The sequence below is a fragment of the Acidithiobacillus sp. TH-A36 genome (genome assembly GCF_057473445.1).
In genome coordinates this window covers 1-10,362 of sequence record NZ_JBYCKP010000297.1, presented here as the reverse complement: position 1 = coordinate 10,362, position 10,362 = coordinate 1, and the positions used below count along the sequence as shown (strand labels likewise).

11 protein-coding genes are annotated in these 10,362 nt (G+C 51.5%); all 11 read left to right on the top strand.

Annotation, left to right across the window (positions count from 1 at the left end; all coding sequences use genetic code 11):
- On the top strand, positions 1-1,015 hold a 1,015-nt coding region (locus AC2VLY_RS07795; RefSeq protein WP_486922056.1), incomplete at its 5' end, for a flagellar hook-length control protein FliK.
- Between the two features lie 38 nt (positions 1,016-1,053).
- Positions 1,054-2,067 (top strand): flagellar motor switch protein FliM, encoded by a 1,014-nt coding sequence (fliM, locus tag AC2VLY_RS07790; RefSeq protein WP_193650656.1) that lies wholly within the window; start codon positions 1,054-1,056, stop codon positions 2,065-2,067.
- Positions 2,068-2,070: 3 nt separating this feature from the next.
- Positions 2,071-2,595, top strand: coding sequence for a flagellar motor switch protein FliN (gene fliN, locus AC2VLY_RS07785; RefSeq protein WP_193650657.1), 525 nt, complete (start codon positions 2,071-2,073; stop codon positions 2,593-2,595).
- Complete coding sequence (gene fliO, locus AC2VLY_RS07780; protein WP_193650658.1) at positions 2,592-3,119, top strand: flagellar biosynthetic protein FliO; 528 nt, start codon at positions 2,592-2,594, stop codon at positions 3,117-3,119. Before fliN ends, fliO begins: the two co-directional genes overlap by 4 nt.
- A complete protein-coding gene (gene fliP, locus AC2VLY_RS07775; protein ID WP_193650659.1) occupies positions 3,119-3,829 on the top strand; it encodes a flagellar type III secretion system pore protein FliP in 711 nt (236 codons plus the stop codon). The genes fliO and fliP overlap by 1 nt, the downstream gene beginning before the upstream one ends.
- A 12-nt stretch (positions 3,830-3,841) precedes the next feature.
- Positions 3,842-4,114, top strand: coding sequence for a flagellar biosynthesis protein FliQ (fliQ, locus tag AC2VLY_RS07770; protein WP_193650660.1), 273 nt, complete (start codon positions 3,842-3,844; stop codon positions 4,112-4,114).
- Positions 4,111-4,902, top strand: coding sequence for a flagellar biosynthetic protein FliR (gene fliR, locus AC2VLY_RS07765; RefSeq protein ID WP_486893935.1), 792 nt, complete (start codon positions 4,111-4,113; stop codon positions 4,900-4,902). Before fliQ ends, fliR begins: the two co-directional genes overlap by 4 nt.
- A 33-nt stretch (positions 4,903-4,935) precedes the next feature.
- A complete protein-coding gene (flhB, locus tag AC2VLY_RS07760; protein ID WP_193650662.1) occupies positions 4,936-6,063 on the top strand; it encodes a flagellar biosynthesis protein FlhB in 1,128 nt (375 codons plus the stop codon).
- A gap of 3 nt (positions 6,064-6,066) precedes the next feature.
- Positions 6,067-8,121, top strand: coding sequence for a flagellar biosynthesis protein FlhA (flhA, locus tag AC2VLY_RS07755; protein ID WP_486922055.1), 2,055 nt, complete (start codon positions 6,067-6,069; stop codon positions 8,119-8,121).
- Between the two features lie 43 nt (positions 8,122-8,164).
- Positions 8,165-9,352: a flagellar biosynthesis GTPase FlhF gene (flhF, locus tag AC2VLY_RS07750; protein ID WP_486893938.1), complete on the top strand. Its 1,188-nt coding sequence runs from the start codon at positions 8,165-8,167 to the stop codon at positions 9,350-9,352.
- Positions 9,349-10,251 carry a MinD/ParA family protein gene (locus AC2VLY_RS07745; RefSeq protein ID WP_227485147.1) on the top strand — a complete coding sequence of 301 codons (903 nt, stop codon included), beginning with the start codon at positions 9,349-9,351 and terminating at the stop codon, positions 10,249-10,251. The genes flhF and AC2VLY_RS07745 overlap by 4 nt, the downstream gene beginning before the upstream one ends.
- The last annotated feature ends 111 nt before the right edge of the window (positions 10,252-10,362 follow it).

Genomic DNA, 10,362 nt, shown 5'->3' with positions numbered 1-10,362 from the left:
TAGAGATCAAAATGGAACGGTTAGCAAAGACAGTGACCCTAAAAAATCGAAAGATCAACCAGCCAATTCATCTATTGTAATGACAGAAAATTTGCCGAGCGGGTTGCTGCCGCCGTTACCTGTCGTCATGCCGCCGGATTCCAGTCAGACGCTTTCTTCCGGTAACATTTCTGGAGAGAGTGACGCTGCTACTCATATGGGTGGGCCCGGGAATCAGTCAGCACAAGTATCAGACAACTCCGTTTTGCACCGATCTTCCCAAGTGGGCCTTTTACAGGTGGCAGATGCTGATCACCCGGTTACGGACGGAAAATTGACTGCTTCAGTAGCGCGTTCGGCCATCCAAGATGGGGCAGCATCACAAATTGTCGGACATTTTCTGCAGAATCTCGCCCAGGCATTCGCTGCGAGTTCCAATACCGGCCCGCAATCTGTCGCATCAAGTGCTTTCAGTAATTCCTGGGCTGATCCCTCCACGCAATTATTAAAGACCGTTTCTGATCCGGGAGTCAGTCTTGCAGGTAACAGTGCAGCGCCGTTACTTGCCAGCACGATTATGTTACCACCCGCTGCATCTACGCCTACTGTGCAGGTTGTGGCCACTCCGGTCGGTGCCAATCCCCAGTGGGGTGAAGCTCTGGGGCAGCAGGTTCAGTTCCTGTTGGGGCAGGGGATTCAGCAGGCAACATTACAACTCAATCCGCCGCATTTAGGTCCTCTGGAAGTGCATTTGGATATTCAGGCTAATGGACAGGCAAATGCGACTTTTATATCGCCGCATCCGGAGGTTCTGCAGGCCATCAGTGCGGCCATCCCACAGTTGCAACAAAGCTTTGCCGCTGCAGGTATGAGTCTTGGTCAAGCCAATGTGGGTGCAGATGGCGGTGGACGGTTTTTTTCCAAAAACAGATCAGCCTCGACAGGCACTGTCAAATCCATGACAGAGCCGCTGGAGAGTACTGCGCCTTCCACTATTCTCAGAGTGCATTTGGGACTGATCAATGCTTTTGCATGAATCTTGCACTGTCCTGACACTCCATATACGGTGACGCCATGGTACAGGATATTCTTTCTCAGGATGAAGTGGATGCCCTATTTAAGGGTATGTCAGATGGTGAGGTGGAAACCCAAGTAGAACCTGAGCCTGATCCGGGCGGCGTACGTCCCTATGATCTGGCGAATCAGGATCGGATTGTGCGTGGCCGAATGCCCACCTTGGAGGTGGTCAACGAACGTTTTGCACGACTCTGGCGGGTCAGTCTGTTTAATTTTCTCCGCCGTACGGCTGAAATTTCTGTGGGTCCGGTGCGCCTGATTAAATATAGTGAATTTATACGCAGACTGGTCGTTCCCAGTAATATCAATATTGTGCAAATCAAACCCTTGCGAGGATCCGCGTTGTTCGTTTTTGATCCACGACTGATTTTTGCAGTGGTAGATAATTATTTCGGAGGAGATGGGCGTTTTCATGCGCGTATTGAGGGCCGTGAGTTCACGCCTCTGGAACAAAGAATTATTAAACGACTGCTGGACCTGGCATTTAAAGACTTTAAAAATGCCTGGACACCCGTGACCGAATTAAATCCGGAACTAACCCGTTCCGAGGTGAACCCGCAATTTGTCAGCATTGCTACACCTACGGAAGTGGTTATTGTCAGTACATTTAATGTTGAACTGGAATCGGGTAGTGGCACGTTTGAGATCTGTCTGCCTTATGGCATGGTGGAACCGGTTCGCGATCAACTGACCGCAGGAACAACGGCAGACCGTTCGGAAATAGATCGACGCTGGGTACAATCCATGCAAGATGAAATGCAGGAGGCCTCCCTGGAAATGGAAATAAACTTTCTGCAAACGCAACTGACGCTTCGGCAATTATTGGCGCTCCGTGATGGAGACATTATTCCCGTAGAAATGCCCGAGGAGGTTTTTGCTCAGGTGGATGGAATCCCGATTTTTTCCGGACGCTATGGGGTTTCTAACGGAAAAATTGCTGTGCAGTTGGAAAAACATTTATGTCCGGAAATGATTGCCGGGCATGCAGCTATAGCCGCTATGGAGAACTAGAAGATGGCTGAAGAAAAGAAAACCCCGGCGGCGTCTGCAACAGAGTCTGCGGACAATGCTCAGGCAGACGATATTATGGCCGATTGGGCAGCAGCAATGAGCGAACAGGAGGCTGCAGAAACAACGGCCAAGAATCCTTCTGAAGCTGTTTCCAGAGAGGCAGGTGGCACTGCAGAGCAGGACGATGCTGCATCAGCCGCATCCGCTAAAACAGCAACACCCGTGTCCATGCCGGAATTGCAAGCTTCCCGAACGACGGGAACCCAGGCACAAAATCTCGACATGATACTGGATATTCCAGTAACCCTTTCGGTGGAATTGGGGAAAACCAAAATTCAGATTCGTAATTTGTTGCAGCTTGCCCAAGGTTCGGTGGTCGAGTTGGAAAGGCTCGCTGGTGAACCCATGGATGTTCTGGTCAACGGTTATCTGATTGCCCAGGGCGAAGTCGTGCTGGTGAATGACAAATTCGGGATCCGTTTGACCGACATTGTCAGCCCTGCAGAGCGCGCAAAAAAATTGCGATGAAACACCTTTTTGAAACGCCAAAATTTTGGCTGATCTTCTGGGTATTGTCCGGGTTCAGTCCCTTGGCCCAAGCAGGTACTCCCGCCGTGATGGACACGGGCAGCCCCTTTTCATGGATGTCCATATTGCAGTTGTTTGCAGCTTTGTTGTTTGTATTGGCTATATTTTTTGTGGTGATCTGGATGCTCAAACATTTCCAGCCGGGGGCAATGAATAACCCGGTTGCCGGGCTCAAAGTAGTGACATCACTGCCTTTGGGGACGCGGGAACGTCTTTTGCTAGTACAGGTCGGAGAGCAGCAATTGCTACTCGGGGTAACACCAACAGGCATTCATCTGTTGCATACCCTGGAGACAGCGCTGCCGGATACGACCAGTAATTCAGCAACGGCTTTTGCCAGCTGGTTACGTACTGCGATGGAGAGGCGCAAGCAAGGAACATGGAGCCCAAACACCCCAGCCCCCAAGGGAAATGTAAAAACCGGCGATCAACATCCACCTTCAGGAGATTCTTCACCGGACTGATGGTTTTTTTCCTGCCGGGGATTGCGCTGGCAGGAGGGCTCCCGGCCCTGACCGCAACGCCACAGGCTGGGGGCGCTACCGAGTACAGCCTCAGCATCCAAACCCTGATTTTCATGACCGTGCTGGTTTTCCTGCCAGCCATGTTACTGATGATGACCGCATTTACCCGCATCATCATTGTGTTATCCCTGCTCAAACAAGCTCTTGGTTCTACCCAGATGCCTCCGAGTCAAATTATTGTCGGGCTTTCCCTTTTTTTGACGTTTTTTGTGATGGCGCCGGTTTTTCAGCAGCTTAATACCCAGGCCCTGCAGCCATTAAGCAAAAACCAGATTAATCTCACTGAGGCCATGTCTCGTGCCGAAGGACCCCTGCGGACTTTTATGCTTTCCCAGACCCGACCCGACGACCTGGCACTTTTTGTCAAATTATCCGGACACAAGCAGTTGCAGGCCCCTGCCGATACGCCCATCACTTTGCTTGTTCCAGCTTTTGTGACTTCCGAACTGAAAACCGGGTTTCAGATCGGTTTTCTGATTTTTATTCCTTTTGTCATCATTGATCTGGTCGTGGCAGCAGTGCTGATGTCCATGGGCATGATGATGTTGTCACCCGTCACCATCTCTTTTCCTTTTAAACTGATGCTTTTTGTGCTGGTCAATGGCTGGGATCTGGTGATCGGCTCGCTGGTACAAAGTTTTGTACATTGAGGAGAATCTATTATGACTCCTGAAAGTATTATTGATGTGGGGCAACGTGCCATCTGGACGACGCTCCTGCTTTCTGCTCCGCTCTTGGGTATTGCTCTGGTGGTCGGGGTGCTGGTCAGCATTTTCCAGGCGGCTACGCAGATCAACGAAATGACCCTGAGTTTTGTGCCCAAGGTGATTGCCATGGGCTTGGTCATGGTTATTCTCGGACCCTGGATGTTGCATTTGATGATGGATTATACCATCCAGCTTTTTCATAATATTCCTCATCTCATTGATCAATGATTCACTTTACCAGTCTGCAGTTAGAGCACTGGATCGGTCTGGTCTTCTGGCCTTTCGTACGGGTGCTGGCCCTGCTGTCCACAGCGCCGGTATTCAGTGCGACCCAAGTACCGGTTCAGGTTCGGGTAGGCTTGGCGCTGCTGATCAGCGTGGCTATTGCCCCGGCCTTGCCGGCCATGCCCGCCGTGCATTTCCTGAGCGGCGAAGGGGTGGTTCTCCTGATTCAGCAATTATTGATTGGTTTTGGACTGGGTTTTGCCGTTACCCTGATTTTCAGTGTGATCCAGTTCTCGGGTTCGGTGATCAGTTTGCAGATGGGCCTGGGGTTCAGCAGCTTTTTCGACCCTGTTACCGGTGTGCAGGTCCCGACCTTGTCCAATTTTCTGAATTTGCTGGTACTGCTGCTTTTCATGGGGATGAATGGACAATTGCTGGTACTCGCGACCTTGATGCGCAGCTTTACCTTGTTGCCGGTCAGCGCCAGCCTCAGCCTGAACCCCTCAACCTGGCATTTGCTGGTCAGCGAAGGGGCCGTGATATTTTCTTTGGGCCTGGCCATTTCCACGCCGGTATTGGGTACATTAATACTGGTCAATATTGCACTGGGGATATTGGGCAAGCTCGCTCCCCAACTGAATATTTTCGTGATCGGCTTTCCGCTATTGCTGGGACTCGGGCTGCTGGCCATTTATATATTCATGCCCGCCATGCAAATGCTGGTCGAACATTTGTTGAGCATGTCCATGACTTTTGCCGGAAAAGCCATGTTGACGGCGGCACAGCCATGACGTTTCGGTCACAGAGCAGGGGGGGGGCGTCTGATGGCGGAAGAAAACGCGCAGGAACGCACTGAAGCGGCGACGCCGAAACGTCAGGAGGACGCCCGCAAAAAAGGGCAGGTAGCGCGCTCCCGGGAGCTTTCTACCAGCGCGCTGTTACTGGTTTCAGCGAGTTTGTTTTATGTGTTTGGGGACCATATTTATCAAAATCTTTCTGCTTTTTTGTATGCCGGTCTGCATTTGTCTACTCCCGAAATGACGGATAACGGTGAGTTACTCAGACATTTTGCACGTATGTTAATGATGGCTACCTGGATGACCTTGCCTTATTTCCTGATTTTGCTGGTAGCGGTTATGGCGGCGGGACTGATGGTCGGAGGTTGGGTTTTCAGTACCCAATCCTTAATACCGGATTTTACCAGGCTGGACCCAATCAGTGGTGCCCAGAAAATCATCTCCAAACATGGTGCTCTGGAACTGGTTAAAGCGGTTTTGAAAACCCTGGTGATTGGCGGCTTCGGGGTGACCCTGCTTTGGGCGCAGCGTCATGCCCTGTTCGGGCTGGTAGCGGAAACCCCCGATCATGCGCTTTTACATCTGATGCGAATGAGCGGACTGGTTTTTTTGACCCTCTCCGCCACCACACTGTTGATCGTGCTTTTTGACGTCCCTTTCCAGATCTGGACCCTGAATCAGAAGTTGAAAATGTCCCGTCAGGAAATCAAGGATGAAATGAAAGAGTCGGATGGTAATCCTGAAATCAAATCCAAAGTGCGCGCCATGCAGCGGGAAATGGCGCGCCGGCGAATGATGGCAGCCATTCCTAAAGCCGATGTCATTGTGACCAACCCAACTCACTATGCCGTTGCCCTGCGTTATAAAGAAGGGGAACAACGTGCACCCATGTTACTCGCCAAAGGTGCCGATCTGGTTGCCATAAAAATTCGTGAAATTGCAGCCGAACACCACATTCCTATTGTCGAAGCGCCACCTTTGGCTCGCGCCCTGTTTCATCATGTCGAACTGGAGCAGGAAATTCCTGTGAGCTTGTATCGGGCAGTGGCAGAACTTCTCGCCTATTTATATCAATTACGGGTTGCTGCTCCGCAGCAGTATCCGCCATTGCCGGATACCTGGTCAGTTCCTGCAGAACTGGATAAACGGGATTAATCGATGAACTTTATCAGCCGTCTCATACAAAAACTCAACTGGCATACTCTGGCCGCGCCCATACTGGTGATTATGGTACTGGCCATGCTGATTATCCCGCTACCCACTTTTCTGCTGGATATTCTGTTTACGTTCAATATTACCCTGGGGTTGATTATTTTGCTGGTCAGCCTGTACATGAAGCGGCCCCTCGAATTTGCAGCCTTTCCTACAGCCTTGCTGCTGACGACCCTGCTGCGCTTGTCCCTGAACGTGGCTGCTGCTCGTATTATTCTCCTGCATGGACAGAATGGTCCGGGCGCAGCGGGGCAGGTGATTGAATCTTTCGGTCAGTTTGTGGTGGGTGGAGATTACGTCGTTGGCATTATTGTTTTCGTCATTCTGGTGATCATCAATTTTGTGGTGATCACCAAAGGGGCTGGTCGTATTGCCGAAGTCAGTGCCCGTTTTACCCTGGATGCCATGCCCGGCAAACAAATGGCCATTGATGCCGATTTAAATGCGGGAATTATCGATCAGGAAGAAGCCCATCGACGGCGCAGTGAAATTGCTCAGGAAGCCGACTATTTCGGATCGATGGATGGTGCCAGCAAATTTGTGCGGGGTGATGCAGTAGCGGCAATTTTGATTTTGTTTATCAATTTGATTGGTGGTCTGATTATTGGCATCTGGCAGCATGGTCTGAGTTTAAGTACAGCCGCGCACGATTATACCTTGTTGAGTATTGGTGATGCACTGGTCGCACAGATTCCGGCCTTGGTCATCTCCATAGCGGCCGGTATTGTGGTCAGCACCGTCAATACCGGTCAGGATTTGGGCAAACAACTGATCGGCCAGGTATTTCAAAATAGAGAGGTGATGACTATCGTGGCTGTTATTTTGGCCATACTGGGTCTGATTCCAGGAATGCCCCATTTGCCTTTCCTCGGTGCGGCGGCATTGTTGGGCGCAGTCGTCTGGTATGGCAAACAGGGTAAAGCACCGGAAAAAGTTGTCGAACCCCCTGTTGGTGGTGTAGAGCCGGAGGAGGTGACCTGGGCGAGTGTGGAGCCATTGGATCCTTTGGGACTTGAAGTAGGGTATCGTTTGATTCCACTGGTGGACAAAGGCCAGGGGGGAGAATTACTGGCTCGAATTCGTGGCGTTCGCAAAAAATTTGCCCAGGATTTTGGATTTCTGGTACCGGCAGTCCATGTTCGGGATAATCTGGAATTAAGACCAACGGCTTATCGTATTAACGTGAAAGGCGTGGAGGTGGGGGGCGGGGAGGTATTTCCGGATTTGCTGCTGGCGATTGATCCCGGAAATGTTCTCGGAAAAATCGCGGGCACCCCGACCACCGATCCCTCTTTTGGATTACCCGCCGTTTGGATTGATAAGGAAGAGCGCGATAAAAGCGTGGCTTTGGGTTATACCGTGGTGGACCCGGCTACCGTGATTGCCACCCAGTTGCACCAGATTCTCCAAAGCCATGGTGCGGACTTGTTGGGTCGGGAAGAAGTGGAAGGCTTGCTTTCTCATTTGGCCAGTCGTTCTCCCAAACTGGTGGAAGATGTCATTCCAAAAATGCTTTCCCCGGACAAGCTGAAAAGAGTCTTGCAAAACCTCCTGAATGAGGGGGTCCCGATTCGCGATATGCGCACCATTGTCGAAATTTTGGCGGAGCATGCACCCCAAAGCCCGAATGTTGACGAATTGACGGCAGCCGTACGCACAGCTCTGGGTCCCTATATTGTTCAGGGACTGTTTCCCGGGCAGTCAGAACTACCTGTTGCCGTGCTGGACGGGCAGTTGGAACACTTATTGCAAGAGAGTCTGCGCAATAGTAACGGCGAAGCATTGGAGCCGGGTTTGGCACAGCGCGTACTGGAAAAGGCAGGGGACTTGATGCAGCAAATGGAGGCAGGGGGTATGCAGCCGGTATTGTTGGCCATGGCCCCCATGCGCACGTTTTTGGCACGTTTTCTGGCGCGGAGTGCCCCCCGGATGCGGGTTCTTTCTTATGCGGAAATACCCGAAAGTAAAAAAATCAGGGTGGTGGCTACCCTGGGTGCCTGATTTTTCAGAATGGTGCCTGAACGTCTAACAGGAGACAGTTTTTATGAAAATCAAACGATTTAGTGGTGCCAACACCCGGGAAGTTCTCCAGCAGATTCGGGGCACTCTGGGTCCTGATGCAGTGATTCTCTCCAATCGGGAGTCTGACGGTGAAGTGGAAATAGTAGCTGCCATTGATTTTGATGAAAAACAATGGAATGAAACCCAATCCATCCCGGCCTGGCCAGAGCCTTTGCGTACCCATCCGGAAAAAACGGAAGCATTCCAGTCAGCACAGCTACCGGCGCAAGGGGCCGCAATAGCAGCGCTACAATCTTCGACAACTGCCTCGCCACGTAACATGTCTCATCCACTGGTCTCCGCACCATTGCGTGATGAACTGCAAGCCCTCAAACAGCTGGTGGAAAGACGTTGGGGGCCGCAACTCGAGCAGCAATCCGCTCAGGAGGCCTTGACGGAGATGGGCTTTTCCGAAGCGTGGATTACTGAGTTTCTGGAGCAGGAACAATCCCGGGAGTGGGAGCAGTTATTGCTCAATACTCTCCAGGAAAAGGTCGGGATTAGCCAGGTATCTTTGGAAAAACCAGGATTGTTTGTTTTGATGGGGCCAACGGGTTCAGGTAAAACCACCAGCGTCGCCAAGTTGGCTGCTGCTCAGGTTCTCCGGCATGGTCCTCACTCGGTAGCACTTCTGACTACCGATACTTATCGGATCGCCGGTGTTGAACAGCTCGATATTTATGCGCGTATTCTCGGTGTTCCTCTGGATGTGATCAAAGGCCCTGAGGATTTGTTGAAATCCCTGGAAAAACATCGTGACCGTTCATGGATATTTATAGATACCATCGGCATGGGACCCAGGGATCCCCGATTGAATGAACAACTCCAGTGGTTTGCGGCACTGGGCGCTGATGCGCAAAGATTTCTGCTGATTCCTGCCAGTCTTAGTGGTCGAAATCTGGCTACTGTCCTGCAACCTTATACGGATATTCCTCTCAGTGGAGCCATTATTTCCAAGGTGGATGAAACTCCAGCCTTTGCGGCAGTGCTGGAATGGCTTGCCGCACAGCATCTGCCCGTTGCCTGGTATAGTGATGGCCAGAAAGTCCCGGAAGATATGCATGAGGCGCCGTGGGAGCAAATAATGAACTTGCTCAAGATGAATAGCGTGTTCCATAAGGATAAACTGGCAGATGATCCGGGGAGCCGTTACCATGGCGGCCAGTTATGAATAAATCCGGGTTGAATATATTGGTTCAGGACGAAAACAGGTTGGATCAAGCAGAAGGGCTACGCCGAATGCGGGCAAGAAAACCAATTAAAGTAATCGCCATTGCCAGTGGCAAGGGTGGGGTGGGCAAAACCAATGTAGCCGTTAATCTGGCGGTAGCTTTGGCGCAGCAGGGGGCCAAGCCCCTGCTTTTTGATGCGGACCTTGGTCTTGGCAATGTCGATGTGCTGCTGGGGCTGAGTCCGCGCTATAACCTGTCGCATGTGATTTCCGGCGAAAAAAGCATGCAAGAGGTGCTCATTACCGGCCCGTGGAATATCCGCATCCTGCCCGCTGCCAGTGGAGTGGCACAGATGGCCAATCTGGATACACAGTCTCAGGCCAATTTGATTCAGGGTATTGGTGATCTGAGTCTGGATATGGATTATCTGTTGATAGATCTGCCTGCAGGTATTGCCGGCGACGTGCTGACATTCAGTCAGGCAGCACAGGAAGTTCTGGTAGTACTTTCCAACGAACCCGCTTCCATTACGGATGCCTACGCGTTAATCAAGGTGCTCAGTCGTAATCATGGAGTGCGTCGTTTCAAGGTGTTACCCAACATGGTCAGGGATCAAAGAGAAGGGGATGCCTTGTTCCAGCGTATTGCTAAAGTGGCCGACGGATATCTGGATGTGACGTTGGAACAGATTGGCAGTATTCCGCTGGATCCTGCCCTGCGTGCGGCGGTTCGTTCCCAGAAAGCGGTTGTGGAAATGTATCCGGATGCCCCGGTTTCGCGCGCGCTGCAAGATTTGGCTGTGACGGTTGAACGTTGGCCGCACGCCTTTAATACTTCAGGGCATATGGCTTTTTTCATGGAGCGTCTGCTGATGAAAAATCCCGAGATATCTATCTGATGAGTGCTCGACGGGCCGCTGATCCATCAGTTGCAATGAGTGCAGATGTCGCCCGTTTCGCACCATTGGTACAGCGTATTGCCCAGCGGGTGTGGGCGCGGTTGCCGGCCA